The 14227-nt window shown below is 60.5% G+C and carries 15 protein-coding genes and 1 tRNA gene; 11 read left to right on the top strand and 5 right to left on the bottom strand.

Going from position 1 to position 14227, the window contains the following annotated elements; all coding sequences use genetic code 11:
* Positions 1-36: 36 nt before the first annotated feature.
* Positions 37-1011 (top strand): Bug family tripartite tricarboxylate transporter substrate binding protein, encoded by a 975-nt coding sequence (locus tag HCN58_RS04110; RefSeq protein WP_171578103.1) that lies wholly within the window; start codon positions 37-39, stop codon positions 1009-1011.
* A gap of 68 nt (positions 1012-1079) precedes the next feature.
* Here HCN58_RS04110 and HCN58_RS04105 read toward each other — a convergent pair whose 3' ends face one another.
* On the bottom strand, positions 1080-1328 hold the full coding sequence (locus HCN58_RS04105; protein ID WP_171578102.1) for a hypothetical protein: 249 nt from the start codon (positions 1326-1328) through the stop codon (positions 1080-1082).
* 269 nt (positions 1329-1597) lie between these two features.
* Here HCN58_RS04105 and HCN58_RS04100 point away from each other — a divergent pair, with 269 nt between their 5' ends.
* From HCN58_RS04100 to HCN58_RS04075, 6 genes are all read left to right on the top strand, one after another.
* Entirely contained in the window at positions 1598-2617 is a 1020-nt protein-coding gene (locus HCN58_RS04100) for a ribonuclease Z (protein WP_171578101.1), read from the top strand.
* A 10-nt stretch (positions 2618-2627) separates the two neighbouring features.
* Complete coding sequence (locus tag HCN58_RS04095; protein ID WP_171578100.1) at positions 2628-3776, top strand: CapA family protein; 1149 nt, start codon at positions 2628-2630, stop codon at positions 3774-3776.
* Between the two features lie 431 nt (positions 3777-4207).
* On the top strand, positions 4208-4426 hold the full coding sequence (locus HCN58_RS04090) for a hypothetical protein (protein WP_171578008.1): 219 nt from the start codon (positions 4208-4210) through the stop codon (positions 4424-4426).
* A 1210-nt stretch (positions 4427-5636) separates the two neighbouring features.
* Positions 5637-6149: an Mpo1 family 2-hydroxy fatty acid dioxygenase gene (locus tag HCN58_RS04085; RefSeq protein WP_171578099.1), complete on the top strand. Its 513-nt coding sequence runs from the start codon at positions 5637-5639 to the stop codon at positions 6147-6149.
* 28 nt (positions 6150-6177) lie between these two features.
* A complete protein-coding gene (locus tag HCN58_RS04080; protein WP_171578098.1) occupies positions 6178-7233 on the top strand; it encodes an NAD-dependent epimerase/dehydratase family protein in 1056 nt (351 codons plus the stop codon).
* Between the two features lie 13 nt (positions 7234-7246).
* Entirely contained in the window at positions 7247-7873 is a 627-nt protein-coding gene (locus HCN58_RS04075; RefSeq protein ID WP_171578097.1) for a methyltransferase family protein, read from the top strand.
* A gap of 22 nt (positions 7874-7895) precedes the next feature.
* Here the strand turns inward: HCN58_RS04075 and HCN58_RS04070 are convergent, their stop codons facing one another.
* The 3 genes from HCN58_RS04070 to HCN58_RS04060 form a co-directional block, all read right to left on the bottom strand.
* The gene (locus HCN58_RS04070) at positions 7896-8798 is read right to left on the bottom strand and encodes a LysM peptidoglycan-binding domain-containing protein (protein ID WP_311966769.1); all 903 of its coding nucleotides are present in this window, start codon (positions 8796-8798) and stop codon (positions 7896-7898) included.
* 172 nt (positions 8799-8970) lie between these two features.
* On the bottom strand, positions 8971-9723 hold the full coding sequence (locus tag HCN58_RS04065; protein WP_171578095.1) for a hypothetical protein: 753 nt from the start codon (positions 9721-9723) through the stop codon (positions 8971-8973).
* Positions 9724-9917: 194 nt separating this feature from the next.
* A complete protein-coding gene (locus HCN58_RS04060; RefSeq protein WP_171578094.1) occupies positions 9918-11555 on the bottom strand; it encodes an alkaline phosphatase family protein in 1638 nt (545 codons plus the stop codon).
* Positions 11556-11832: 277 nt separating this feature from the next.
* On the opposite strand from HCN58_RS04060, the gene HCN58_RS04055 reads away from it, so the two are divergent.
* Together HCN58_RS04055 and HCN58_RS04050 are read left to right on the top strand one after the other, a co-directional pair.
* Positions 11833-12279, top strand: coding sequence for a hypothetical protein (locus HCN58_RS04055; protein WP_171578093.1), 447 nt, complete (start codon positions 11833-11835; stop codon positions 12277-12279).
* Positions 12280-12319: 40 nt separating this feature from the next.
* The gene (locus HCN58_RS04050; protein ID WP_171578092.1) at positions 12320-12712 is read left to right on the top strand and encodes a hypothetical protein; all 393 of its coding nucleotides are present in this window, start codon (positions 12320-12322) and stop codon (positions 12710-12712) included.
* Between the two features lie 54 nt (positions 12713-12766).
* On the opposite strand, the gene HCN58_RS04045 is transcribed toward HCN58_RS04050, so the two are convergent.
* Positions 12767-13594 carry a TrmH family RNA methyltransferase gene (locus HCN58_RS04045; RefSeq protein WP_171578091.1) on the bottom strand — a complete coding sequence of 276 codons (828 nt, stop codon included), beginning with the start codon at positions 13592-13594 and terminating at the stop codon, positions 12767-12769.
* A 206-nt stretch (positions 13595-13800) separates the two neighbouring features.
* On the opposite strand from HCN58_RS04045, the gene HCN58_RS04040 reads away from it, so the two are divergent.
* Together HCN58_RS04040 and HCN58_RS04035 are read left to right on the top strand one after the other, a co-directional pair.
* Positions 13801-13886 (top strand) — tRNA-Tyr (locus HCN58_RS04040).
* A gap of 95 nt (positions 13887-13981) precedes the next feature.
* Positions 13982-14224: a GIY-YIG nuclease family protein gene (locus HCN58_RS04035; RefSeq protein WP_171578090.1), complete on the top strand. Its 243-nt coding sequence runs from the start codon at positions 13982-13984 to the stop codon at positions 14222-14224.
* The last annotated feature ends 3 nt before the right edge of the window (positions 14225-14227 follow it).

The following is a 14227-nucleotide window of genomic DNA, read 5'->3' as shown; positions in this document are numbered from 1 at the left end:
GCCGGTGAATAATTAAAATGTGTTGGAGGAAATGGAATGAACCGCCGAGATTTTCTGGCTGGAAGCGCCGCATGTTCGCTGGCGGCGATGACGGGCAAGGCGTTCGCGCAGGCCGGGCCGCTGACCAAAATCATCTTTCCCTTTGCGGCCGGCGGTGGCGGTGACGCGCTTTGCCGGCTGCTGGCGCAGCACGTCGCTCCCTTGCTCGATCGCAACATCATCGTCGAGAACCGCACCGGCGGTGACGGGCTGATCGGCATCAAGGCGGTGAAGGGGGCCAATCCCGACGGCACGACCGTCCTCGTCACCACGGGACCGACGATGTATCTGCTGCCGATGGTCGAGACCACGCCGAGCTTCGATTCGGCAAAGGATTTCGTCCCGGTCAGCCAGCTCGTGCGGTTCGAATTCTGTGTCTTCGTCGGCACGGCCGTCCCGACCGAGGTCAAGGACTTCGAGCAATTCGTCGCCTGGCTGAAAGCCAACCCAGACAAGGCGACGTTCGGCGTGCCCAGCAACGGCACCATTCCGCACTTTACCGGATCGCGGCTCGAGCAGGCGCTGGGCATCAAGCTAACCCGCGTGGCCTATCGCGGCAGCGCGCCGATCATCAACGACCTCGTCGGCGGCCATATGCCGTTCGCGATTTCCACGCTGACCGACGCCATCCCGCAGCATCGCGCCGGCAATATCCGCATTCTCGCGGTCGGCAGCGCGGCCCGCTCGCCGTTCCTGCCGGAGGCTCCGACGCTGAGGGAGAGCGGCGTCGATCTGGTGGCGGATGCCTGGTACGGCATGTGGCTGCCGGCAGGCGCGTCGCCTGATTTTGCGAAAAAGCTGAGCGAGGCCGTCGCCGCGGCGCTTGCCAAGCCCGAGATCAAGGAAAAGCTTTCAGCGATCGGCCTGATCCCGGTCGGCTCGACGCCCGAAGGCCTGACGAAGGAGCTCGCTGCCAACACGGCATTCTGGCAGCCGATCGTGAAGGCGACGGGCTACAAGATCACGAACTAGGGCAGCACTCGGCTTTCAGCGACAAAAAAATGGCCCCTTGAAGGGGCCATTTTCACTCCTCAGCGTCTTCAGTAGTCGTCCCAGTAATGACGACGGATCACGACGCCTCGGTCGCCATAATAGTTTCGGTGGTACCATCCGCGATGCAAGCCGCGATCGTGTTCATAGAACCCGAAGCGGGGACCACCGTAGTAACGGTCACCGTAATAGTCGCGATCACCGCCCACATAGACACCGAATCCGCCTGCGCTTGCTGCCGTGGGCGCACCGATGGCGACAGTCACCAACGCGGCCAGCACGTAAAAGAACTTCCTCATTGTTCCTCTCCATTCGCTGTTTACCCGAGGAAAACGAATGCCGCCTTGGCCTGTTGCAGGGAACACCAAGAAACTTTCTTGAATGCGCGTTCACCATCATTGCATGAATGTTCATTTGCAGCGCCTGGTTCGAACTTGTGTGCGGAGACCAAAAGTCTGCTTAGATCTGGAAGTTCATGGAGCATTGACAAAATAAGGAGGGTTCCGTGAGCAATGAAGGTAGAGTGACGCACAAGCCGCGCGAACAACCTGCCGCAGAATAGTTTGTCATGCGACCAATCTACCATCCGAGCCTGGTCAACGGTCGCTACGGCGACCCGACGGTCTATGTGGAGACACTGTTCAAAACGCACAGTGTGCTGTTCGATCTCGGGGAAATCGCTTCACTGTCACCGCGGAAGATAAGGCGCGTTGATCAGATCTTCGTCTCGCATGCGCATATCGATCACTTCGTTGGCTTCGATCATTTGCTCCGTTTGCTGGTGGGACAGGAGAAAACTGTACATCTTTACGGCCCGGCCGGCTTTGCCGAGCGCGTTTTTCACAAGCTTCAGGCCTATCGATGGAATCTGGTCGAGAGCTACTGCGCCGATCTCGTCTTCGTTGTCAGCGAACTTGAGACGCCGAACTCCATCTCGACCAGGCAGTTCCGGTTGAAGAGGGCTTTTGCCGCGGAACCGCCGGTGTCGAAGACAATTCTCGACGGCGTTCTATGTGACGAGCGGACCCGCCGCGTCTCAGCCGCCATCCTCGAGCATGGCACGCCCTGCCTGGGTTTTGCCCTGCAGGAGGCGGCCCATGTCAACATCTGGAAAAATCGACTATCCGCGCGCCGGCTTCCGGTCGGTCCGTGGTTGCAGTGGCTCAAGCAGGCGGTTGTGGAAGGCCGGCCGGACGATCATTTGATACGGATCGATGGGGCGACGGCTTCGGACGGTCGCCTCGAGCCGCTCGGCAGCCTGCGTGAGCTCCTGACGGTCACTGCCGGCCAGAAAATTGCGTATGTAACCGACGTGGCCGACACGCCAGCCAATCGTGCCGCCATCGTGGCGCTCGTTCAGAATGCGGATATCCTCTTCATTGAGGCGGCATTCGCCGGGACGGATGCCGCATTGGCGTGGGACCGGGCCCATCTTACAACGACGGCTGCCGGAGAAATTGCGCGGGAAGCCAATGTGCGCCGTATCGAGCCGTTTCACTTCTCTCCGCGCTATGCGGGGGAGGAGGAGCGGATGCTGGCCGAGGTGATGACGGCATTCAGGGATCCCGCATCTGACGCAAAAACCTGAGCGGTATTTCATGCTCGAGGAAAAACATTTGCCGGCTGGACATCGGAAATTGGTGCGGCTCTTTCTATGCGGAGATGTAATGTGCGGCCGCGGCATCGATCAGGTGTTGGCGCACCCCTGCAGCCCCGAGATTTACGAACACTACATGCGATCAGCGGAGGAGTATGTTGTGCTCGCCGAGCAGGCCAACGGACCCATTCCGCGGCGCAACGGGCCCTCCTACGTTTGGGGCGATGCACTGGGCCAGTTGGAGCGCATGAAGCCGGACGCGCGGATCGTCAACCTCGAAACGGCAGTGACCCGCAGCAACGACCGCATGAACAAGGGCATCAACTACCGTATGAGCCCCGAGAATGCAGAATGTCTCGTCGCGGCCGAGATCGACTGCTGTGTATTGGCCAACAACCATGTGCTCGATTGGGGCGGCGCCGGCTTGCTGGAGACGCTGACGACTCTGCAGAAACTCAACGTCAAGGCGACCGGCGCGGGACGCAACGATCATGAAGCGCGCGCACCCGCGGTGCTGAACCTTGGCAAAGCCAGGCTCTTGATCTTTTCGTTTGGATCGACATCGAGCGGAATCCCGCTCGAATGGGCTGCGACTTCAGACGCTCCAGGCGTCAACCTACTGCCTGACTTGTCCGAGGCGAGTGCGTCAGAGATCGCCGACCAGGTCATGGCGCGGAGGAGGCCGGGCGATCTCGTCATCGTTTCAATCCATTGGGGCTCCAACTGGGGATATCACATTCCCCCCGAGCAGAAAATTTTGGCCCGGGTCCTCATCGACAAGGCAGGCGTGTCGATCGTTCACGGGCATTCTTCGCATCATCCGCGAGCGATCGAAATTTATCGAGACCGCCTCATTCTCTATGGCTGCGGTGATTTCCTGAACGACTATGAAGGCATCCGTGGTTACGAGCGCTACCGTGACGACCTTGCCTTGATGTATTTCGCCGACCTGGATCCGACCAGTGGCAGCCTCCATGCGCTCAAACTGGTTCCCCTGCAGATCAAGAACTTTCGACTCTCCAGGCCGGCGTGGCAGGACATCGAATGGATCCAGCAGACGCTGGATGGGAGATGTCAGCAGTTCGGAACAAGGGTCATTCTTGATTCCGAACGGCAGCTTGTCGTTATCGGGCCTCGGGCAGGGACCTAACTCTGGACACAATATCTCCCGTGGACCGCTTTTGGCGCGACGCAGACAATCTGCGAACGCCGATAGCGTTGAAAAAGTCCTCTTTGGCTGATGAGTGAAAGTTCTCAGGGCCACTCGCGCGTCTCTTGCGCGGCGACGTGAGGGGACCACATCGACTAACACAAAAGCGATCGCTGACGGTTCTACCAGTTCTACAGAGCCTCTTAGCGGCTTAGATCGCCCACATTCGATATTCGAAGATTTTCGGCGCCTCTCAATTTTCGGGTTTTTCAACACTATCGCCCAATAGCAGACTTTGTGCGGATTGGTTGGCCGACTCCTGCATTCGGCGTAGTGGCTCGAGAGACGCAAAGCGACGCGTCGCAGCCATCAATCCAAGGAACCGTACTGTGCGCGCGGAATTATTTGTAGGTCATCCAAAGGAGAAGCCTATGAAGAAGTTTATCATCGTCACTGCTCTTACTCTCCTGTGCGGCCCGGCATTTGCCCAGAACACTGGCCCCGCTCCGCAGACCGGCATGGAGAAGCCCGGAATGACGAACGGCGCCAAACAAGATGGTGCGATGGACACCACCGGCATGAGTACAACCAAGGGCAACATTAAAAGGGACAAGGACAGTGCACCGGGCAAGAAGGACGAGAAGAAGTGAGTAGTACGCTATGGTGCGTCCATCTTTTCAAGCACCAGACCTGTGCAGTCGCGGCCAGCGCTATATGTCAACGCTAACTGATCCGCACGGCTTGAAGGTTTGGAGCGAGCGCCCGCGCAAGCATCCCTCATGTTTCTGGGCGTAGGCAAGCACGCCCATGACAATCAAAGCCACCACGACCAATCCGATTACTAGGTTCTGCACCATGGCTGCCACTCCAGGTGAACTCATGAACAAGGCGACCGGCGCGAATCGTAGGGATCAACGCCGGGGCAGCGCGCCCTCTCAAGCCGACCATGGGGCTGGGTCCGAAATGGCACGCGCAGCCAAAGAGAGCACAACCATCGACCTGATGGCAGTGCAAACTCGCGCCGCGCGGCGCAAATTCGATGCGCGATCAGAAACCGCGTCCTCGAAAATTCGCCTGTTTGGCCGCCATTGCCGCGATGCTTGGCCTTTCGGGGCGAGCGGCCGAAAGGGACCTTGATAATCAGCTCTTCGTGCCCTGCCGGCGCTACCCGAAGGACGCCCGTGCCCCGCTCCAGGTGATGGGCCGCAATTACCGGAGGCTAAGCGGCGCTTGTCCGTAGTGGAACACCAAGGTCGCCCGGCAATGACCTGAAATTCGATTCCCGCGACAACCAACACCGGCGATTTCTGCTTCGGGTCTGTTTCCGGAAGTCGTCGTGGATCCGCACTACGTCCGTCGATCCCCGAGGAGCGGACGTCGATTACCGCTGCTGGCACGTCCGGTTCGTGCCTTCCTGATCAAATACATTCATGTGCCGGGCCGGGGTCTTACGGCTCCATCCCCGATCTTCTCTCTGATCGCGGAGTTTGGACCCTCGGCCTCATTCTCGTCAGGATTGCGGTGGTGGCCTCGCTGGTAGAGCGTTTATTCGCGAAACGATCATGACTGCCTGGCTGAACGGCAACACCTGCGGCAAAATTGTCGCAAGGCGTGGCGGTTCCCGAGACCCAGGTACGATGTTAATCGTCTGAATTGCTAGATGATTTTTCAACGTTGGCAGCGCCTTCGCGCGCTCGAGGGACTGTCAAACATGCCGCGTCCGCGCTTTGACTTGATGATGATTCCCAAGTTTAAATACCATTCTGTCTCTGATCGAAGTTGGGGTATCGAAGCAAGTGCGGCCGGGTTTTTGGTTGACCCGTCTAGCCGCGTCTGCCGATAGCAGGGGATAAGCACCGCATGAGTTCATATTTTCGGCGGCAGCTTGCGGATTACGTTGAATATCATCGTGATCCCTGGAATTGCGCGATGCATGTCTTCGGCATCGTGTTCTTGTTTCTGGCCGCTATCCTTCCGCTCAGCCTGTGGCCCATCACGGTATTCGGGTTCCAAACCAACGCGGCGACCATCGCGGTCGTACCGGTGCTCGTCTATTGGTTCTTGCTCGACTTCGCGCTTGGCGCCGGGATCCTTGGAGCCGCGGTTGTGTTGCTCTCAGCCGCTGCCCTGATCGTTGGTCAGACGACGACTGCCGGCATGTGGTCACTTACGGCCATCCTGATTGTCGTCGGCGTCGCATCGCAGATTGTTGGGCACCGCGTGTTCGAGCGGCGGCAGCCGGCGCTGGTCGACAATCCGACTCACCTGTTGCTGGGTCCAATGTTTGTCATGGCGAAGTTGTTTATCGCGCTGGGCTTTCGGCGCGATCTCGCCATTATCATCCGAGTGCATCCGCAAGGTGCTGCATCTTGATCTCAAATAGTTCAGCTTAAAGCGCAGCATGACGCGTATCCTGGTGACGGGCGGCAGCGGCTTCATAGGAAAGCACCTCGTCTCGGCGCTGATCGCGCGGGGTCGGGAGGTGAGGGTGCTTGATCTTCAGCCACCCCCTCGCGCGTTGCCGCAGGTTCAGTATGTCAGGGGATCGGTGCTTGATCGGGACCTGGTGGACCGCGCGATGGACGGGGTCGACGAGGTCTATCACCTGGCCGGCCTGCCGGGGATGTGGATGCCGCGAAAGGCCGATTTTCACACCGTCAACTTCGGTGGTACTGAGATCGTCATTGAGACGGCGCGCAAGCGCGGCATAAAGCGCTTCCTGCACTGCTCGACGGAATCCATTCTGTTCCGTGCCTCGCCATCGACGGTTCCTGTCGCTGACGATGCGTTGCTGCCGGACGACATGCCGGGTCCATATACGCGCTCGAAAATGCTCGCCGACCGGTTCGCTATGCAGGCGGCCGCATCCGGATACCCGGTGGTTATCGGCTGTCCCACCATGCCCGTCGGGCCTTATGACCACAACGTTACCCCGCCGACGGCGATGCTCCGGTACTTTCTCAACCGACGTCTTCAATTGCATCTGGATTTTGTCGTGAACCTCGTCGACGTGCGCGACGCCGCCGAAGGGCTGATCCTTGCCATGGAGCGCGGACACGCTGGACATCGCTACGTTCTCGGCGGCGAAAGCATGCCGCTAAGACGGGTTCTCGAACTCATGTCTGATATCAGCGGCCGTCGCGTCCGGCGCATTCAAGTGAACGGCAAGGTCGCCGAAATGGTCACTGCAACGCTGGAGTTCATCGCCGATCACGTGACGCGCCGGCCTCCGTCCGGCACGGCCGAAGGCGTTCGTATCGCATTGCGGGCGGGGGCGTTGTCGATCGAAAAAGCGCAACGAGAGCTGGGCTATGCGCCGGGCCCCGTCGAACCGGTATTGCGTGAAACCATTGCGCATCTGCTTGATGCCGGCCACAACCAACCTGAATGGGATTCAACGCCGAGTACTCGACCGTTCACGTCGGGCACCTGTTCGGCGGTTGATCCAATCGCTTGAGGTGGTCCGCGACATGCTGAACGATCCTGGTCAATGGTTGGCTTTCGCCTTGAGTGGGTGGACCACTACCTGGCCCACACAGTTGCTCGCCATCATCTGGATCTTGTGGGTCATCAGCTGGGTTGTGGCGTCGTTCTGGTCTGGTCAAACGAAGAAGCACGTGATGACCTGGGAGTCGCTCAAATACCGCTTCCCCATTTTCGCAGGGGCCATTCTTTTCTTGCCATTGACTGGCAAGGTGCTGGGGGAAAAGCCGCTCTGGCAGTTTGGCAGCCTCGGCATCTACGTGCTGGCGTGCCTTGTACTTGCGGGGATCTCATTCACATGGTGGGGGAGAATTCATCTCGGACGATTCTGGTCTAACGCGATCACGCACAAAGAAGGCCATCGGGTCATTGACACCGGCCCGTACGGGTTTGTGCGCCACCCGATCTATACGGGGCTTATCGCCGGGATGCTGGTGACGGGTGTAGCGGTCGGAACAGTGACCGCGATGCTGGGTGCGGTGCTGATCTCGCTCGGGATGGGGTTGAAGGCCCGCATGGAGGAGGGCTTCCTAACGGCGGAGCTCGGCGCGGATGCCTATGGATCGTATTGCCGTCGCGTTCCGATGCTGATTCCGTTCCTGCCGCGCACCTGACGTCGCTCTGCACCTACCGTTTCTATCGCGAGGCTGCTGGTGTCGCGACAGGTGGAGCAAGACGGCGCGGAACAAGGACGCGCTGGCCAACTGACAGCGGTGCACTGTCAGAATAGTCATTGGCCTGGGTAAGTGACCACAGCGGTACACGGTTAACTGCCGCAAGCCTCTGCAAGGTATCGCCCGAACGGGCGAGTTGCTGCGTGCCGCTGTCCCACAGCTCCAGCGGGGCATCGGAAGGAACGACGTAGCGCAGCGGCACCGCCTCTCCCTTATCCGGCAAAGGTGTCATCGCAAGTTGCGAAATTGCTGTCACCAACTGCTCGTGGATGGAATCCATCTTGTCGATGTTGATGTGGGTGACTTCCTCATGTTCCTTCAGATCGAAACTCGCATAGTGCCCCTGGTAACCTTGCTCCGCCACCACATCGCCGCCGCCCAATACGCTGTCGGACAGGAAAATATTAATGTAGCGCTCGACGTTCAGCGGCACCTTCGGGCTTGCGTGGGCCGGATCAATCGTGACCACCAAACTTACCGGAATGTTTTCGGACTTCAGTATCCCGGCGAACGTCAAGGCGCACAGCCCGCCCATCGAATGACCGATCAGGACGATCGGAACAGCATTGTCACGGAAATCGCGGATCGCCTGATCGGCGATCAGCCGGCAAATGGTGAATTCGTAGACGTCGGCCCGGATGCCGGCCTCTTCGAGGCGCTTGGTCAGGCGGTCCATCCCGCGCGAAAAGATCGGGCCGAGCGCGCCGCGGAACAGGTACACGCGCGCCTGCGGCTGGGTCGCGGCTGGGGGCATTTCGGGAGCAACCGTCGCGACAGAATTGGTCGCGCGTGCGACCGGACCGGCGACCGCCAGATTGCAAAGGGCTGACAAGATGCAGACGGAAAGGGCTGCACGGATCACCACGGCCGCAACCTGCGTCGGACTTCTCATGTACATTCCGCGCGATTTAGGCGTAAGGGCACGCCAGACCTTGAATGCCGGCAGGCGACGCCATCCGGTACTCTGCGGGTGATCTATCGTCGAGGAATCGGCAGAATTTGCGGCACTCGCCGCTTCGGCGACGGCGTGCGAACTACTATTGTACCGCCGCCGTGCTTGCCGTGCCGGGCGTCGCCGCGTTTGCCGCGCCAGGCTGCCGCGGCCTCTGCGCGCCCGAAGCAGGTACAGGTCGGCCGAAAACGACAGCGTCGATCTCGCTTATCACCTTCCGCTGCATGATCTGGTTCTTTTCGATGGACATGTGCCCGACGCCGGGCACGTCCTGTACATTGATGTTTTCGAGCTTGCCCTGGAATTGTCCGGTTTTCTGAACCGGCGTGCCGGCACCATTGGCGATGTAGAAGTTGATATAGCGTCCGACGCGTCCCGAGAGGCTGGTGCGAAAGACCGAATCGAGGCCGATTGCCAGCTTCACGGGAACACCAAGCTGATCCAGCTTGGCGACCATATCGGGCAGGGCGGTCGCACCCGACGAATGCCCGACCAGAATGACCGTCTTGATCCTGCCGCTCCTGTATCCGGCAGCGGCTTCGTCGGCGAGCGACGACCATGAGGCGAAGTTCGCAACAGTGACCGGGATACCCTGCGCCCTCAGCTGTGCCGCAATGTCATCGAGCCCCAGAGAAAAAATGTTGAGCACACCGCGGAGCAGATAGACATGAGCGGTCGAGGCTGCCGACGCGGAACTCTTCATTGCACGCGCGGAACTTGCGCCGATCGGCAGGAGCAGCAAGACCGCGATCGCTATCGCCTGCAGTCGACGCCACGATGCTTTGCCGAGAATGGAGGACCTGCGGTCAAATCCGGTGTCGCCGCGATATGGCTTCATTGCTCTCCTCGAAGGGCTGCGAAGTGTTTCGCCGGGTGACCGTAGCGCCCGCGTGCTCGGAACTGCAACAAGGGTGGGGTGAGCAGCCGCAATTTGTCGACACGACGTGTCTCCGCCGCAACACCAAATTCCAAACTTCACTGATTGTCTTACGTGCCGAGAGCAGAACGCTGTTCCATGTGCGAGGTCGGCTCTTATGGCTTCATGCCGATCTTTTCTCTGATCGCACCGAGTTCCGCCTCGTCCCAGATGCCGATCAGCACGCCGTTCTTGACCTGCAATTGCTGGGCCGCATAGGCCGCGATCTTCGCATTCGGCGTCGTGATATGCATCTTCGGATGCAGCGCCCAATCGAATAGCTCGGCTTGCAGCCGCGCCACGACCTCGGCGCAGGCAGGATCGGCGCCACGGTCGTAAAATTCCTGCGGGTCGGTTTCGAGATCGTAGAGCATCGGGCGGAAACCCGACGCGTGGATGAGTTTCCAGCGGCCGTCGAACACCATGAAGAGCCGGCAGCGCTCGATCGGCTGGTTCAGCATCACGCGGACATCCTGCATGGCGTAGTCATATTCGGAGAACACGGCCTTGCGCCAATCGGCCGGCGGCGCGCCATGCAGCAGCGGCAATAGCGAGCGGCCTTCCAGGATGTGATCGGGCGGCGTGGCGCCGAAATAGTCGATGAAGGTCGGCGCCAGGTCGATCGCCTCGACCAGGGCATCGCTGACCGTGCCGCGTGTGCTGTCGGCAGCAGGCGACGGATCGATCACGATCAGCGGGATCTTGGCCGATTGCTCGTGAAACAGATCCTTCTCGCCCATCCAGTGATCGCCGAGATAGTCGCCATGATCCGACGTGAACACGATCATGGTGGTGTCGAGCAGGCCGCGGCTCTCAAGAAACCGCATCAAGACGCCCATCTGGTCGTCGATCTGCTTGATCAGGCCCATATAGGTCGGGATGACCTTTTCGCGCGCCTCGTTGCGCGACATGTTCCGCGAGTAGCGCATCTCCATGTAGGCGGCGAACACCGGATGCGCGTTGGCGCGTTCTTGCTGCGAGCGGATCACCGGCTGCACGTCCCCAGGCCCGTACATGCTGGCGTAGGGCTCCGGCGCGATGTAGGGCCAGTGCGGCTTGATATAGGACAAATGCAGACACCAGGGCCTTCCATCGTCCTCGGCTTCCCCGATGAACTCCATCGCACGCCGCGTCATGTAGGGCGTCTCGGAATGCTCGTCGGGCACACGCGCCGCCTTGTCGGCGTGCACCAGCAGCCAGCCATTTTGTAAGCTGCCGTCATCAGCAGCGCCGGAATTGGCCCAATGCTCCCACGGATTGGGCGCATCATAGCCATGCTGGCGCAAATAATTATCGTAAGCCGGGCGCGGCCGTCCCGTCGGATGCAGGCCGTCGTCGCGCTCATAGGGCTCGAACCCGCATTCGGACACATGCACCCCGATGATCGAGTCGGCGGGGATGCTGAGATTCTTCAGTCCCTCCAGGTCGGGCGCCATATGCGTCTTGCCGACCAGCACGTTGCGCACGCCGATCTTCTTCAGGTGATCGCCGAGCGTCGGTTCGCCGACGCGAAGCGGCCAGCCGTTCCAGTGCGAGCCGTGCGAGCGCATGTAGCGGCCGGTATAGAATGACATCCGCGACGGGCCGCAGATCGGCGACTGGACGTAGGCGTTGGAGAATGACACGCCGCGTTTGGCCATCGCATCGATGTTCGGCGTCTTCAGGGTCGGGTGTCCGGTACAGCCGAGATAATCATAACGAAGCTGGTCGCACATAATCCAAAGCACGTTATTCGCAGGCGTTTTGGCTGTCATCTCAGGCATTTCGGCTGGCGTTGGGAGGAGGCTGGATGGTGCGATATCGCCGCGCAAATGACAATCGATCCGGCAGGCAGTCCCCGGGGTGGCCTTCCGATTCCCGGGTCGGTCTTCCAATCCCCGACGCGTTAACGTTTGGATAGCGCCATTTCTCGCAATTGAATGGCGATCCACGGTTGCGCGTTAGCCTTACCGGCAATTTGGCCCGCGGCCTTAACCCTTGAAGCGGCGGGTTGGATTAAATTGGGACGTGAGGAAAACCGGATCCCAAGCGATGCGCATTGGCTTCACACTGGCACTTTTCATCGCGGCGACGTCGACCGCCTTTGCTGGCGGCGGCTTCGAGATCGTGATTCCGGGCCGTCCCGGCGTACCCGTCATCATTAACGGCGTCGACGCCTCCTATGCGGTGGTCGAGGGTGATTGGGGCCTAGGCAAAGGCACCCATGTCGAGCCGACCATCTACGGCGGCCGCTACATCGATCCGGTACCGCGCGTTGGTCATTATTATCCGAGCGCCGGCCGCATCCCCGGCTACGGGCGCCTGGAAATCGAGCCGCCGGCGAACCGCCGGTTGCCGCAACCGGCCGAGAGCTACCATCAGTCCTGGTCGGCACAGTCGGCGCCGCTGCCGGCGCAATCGAACGTACCCGTCGATCCGCCCGAGATCATCTACGCGCCGCGCGATGACAGGCGATGGCCGCACCACCTTCCGCGCTGAGAAGAATCCCGACAACGAAGAATAGTAACAGGAGAGAGTAATGCGTCAGATACTTAAAGGATTGGTGGCGGCAGTGGCCGTCATGGCCGCAGCGCCCGCGATAGCCTGCGGTTACGCCCCTTGCGCAGCGCCGGTCTATGTCGCGCCGTCCGTGACCTACGGCTATGCGGGCTGCAGTACTTGCGGCGGCTGGGTCCGCGAGCGACTGCCCGATCCGGAGCAGCAGTATTATTACGTCAACCAGGGTCCGACCTACACTGGTCCGGGCAACTTGGCGCCGCGTCCGGTCTATCGCGAAGGCGCGATCTCCGGCTACGGCTATGGCTATAACCGTCCGTATCGCGCGTACCGCCACTATCATCGCCACAGCTATCACCACGGCTACGCGCCGCGTTATTACCACGGTCAGCGCGTGCTGCGCCGGTACTACTGATCTAACGATAGCTTGAGAGCTTCGGCGCCCGTTCGCTTCCGCGAGCGGGCGTTCCTACTTCATAAGTCCCAATCGGCTTGCGCCGATATAGAGCGCGAGCACTGCGGCATTCGAGACGTTGAGGCTCTTGATCTCGCCGGGCATGTCGAGCCGCGCCACCGCCCGGCAGGTCTCGCGGGTGAGTTGCCGCAAACCTTTGCCTTCGGCGCCGAGCACCAGCGCCAGCGGTTGCTGCAATGGCACGGCGGCGAGATCCTCAGTGCCCTCGCTGTCGAGCCCGACCGTCAAGAAGCCGCGGTCGTTCAGTTCGGTCAGCGCACGGGCGAGATTCTGCACGGTCACCAGTGGCACCAGTTCCAGTGCGCCGGAGGCGGATTTCGCCAGCACGCCGGTCGCCTCCGGGCTGTGGCGGGCGGTGGTGACGATCGCTTTCACCGCAAACGCCGCCGCCGAGCGCATGATCGCGCCGACATTGTGCGGATCGGTGATCTGGTCGAGCACCAGCACGATGCCGTCCTGCGGCAGCGTATCGATATCGGGCGAGGGTAGGGGATCGGCCTCTGCCAACAGTCCCTGATGCACGGCGTCGGGGCCGAGCCGCTGGTCGATCACGTTTGGCCGGACGATTTCCGGGGGAACGCGGGTATCGATATTCTCGTCCGCGAGCCTCCGGGCGGCGTTTTCGGTCAGGAACAGCTTTCGGATCCGCCGCCCCGGGTTGGCCAGCGCCATCGTAACCGTGTGCCAGCCATAGAGAATCACCGGCCCGTCGGGGCTCGAGTCCCGGTCGCGCCGGCCCGGCAGACGGGCGAATTTTCGCCCTTTTTCGAAGGGTTTGCCGCCGCCACGGCGGAACGGCGGCTTTCGGTCGCGGTCGCTCATGGGGAGCTTGTGTCACGGGGGCCGGAATATGGCAATTTGGCTTTATCGAACCTATTTTTGGTGATCCGCGTTGGTTGACTTTGCCATCCCGCTTCGCCCATAAACGCGCCGGCCGCAGCCGTTTCGAAACGGGCTTTCGGCCTCAGCGTCATCCTTGGGTCCGGTCCTCCGCCACTCGGGCGGCCGGTTCGGTGACGCTGTTGGACGGGGAAGTGTCCCGAGTGGCAAAGGGAGCTGACTGTAAATCAGCCGCCGTATGGCTTCGAAGGTTCGAGTCCTTCCTTCCCCACCATCCTGCTTCGCGCCAAGGCGCTTCGCAGGATTGCAGCCTGCCTGACCGCGAAGCAGGATGTCCTCCGTAGCCTTGGCGAAGGAGGGCCGCTCCAGATGCATTATGTTTACCTGTTACAAAGCGAATGCTATTCCGACCAGCGCTACGTCGGAATGGCGTCTGACGTTCAGAGGCGACTGTCGGACCATAATGCAGCAAATTTCCCCATACGTCGAAATTTCTGCCGTGGAAGACCGGTTACATACGTCGCGTTCTCGAACGAACAAAAGGCTCGCACATCCGAGCGCTATCTGAAGTCCGGCTCTGGGCACGCGTTTGCCAGAAAACGGCTCTGGTAGACT

Source organism: Bradyrhizobium australiense, from assembly GCF_013114825.1.
In the GTDB taxonomy this organism is placed as follows: Bacteria; Pseudomonadota; Alphaproteobacteria; order Rhizobiales; family Xanthobacteraceae; genus Bradyrhizobium; species Bradyrhizobium australiense.
This window is presented reverse-complemented; position numbering and strand designations above follow the sequence as displayed.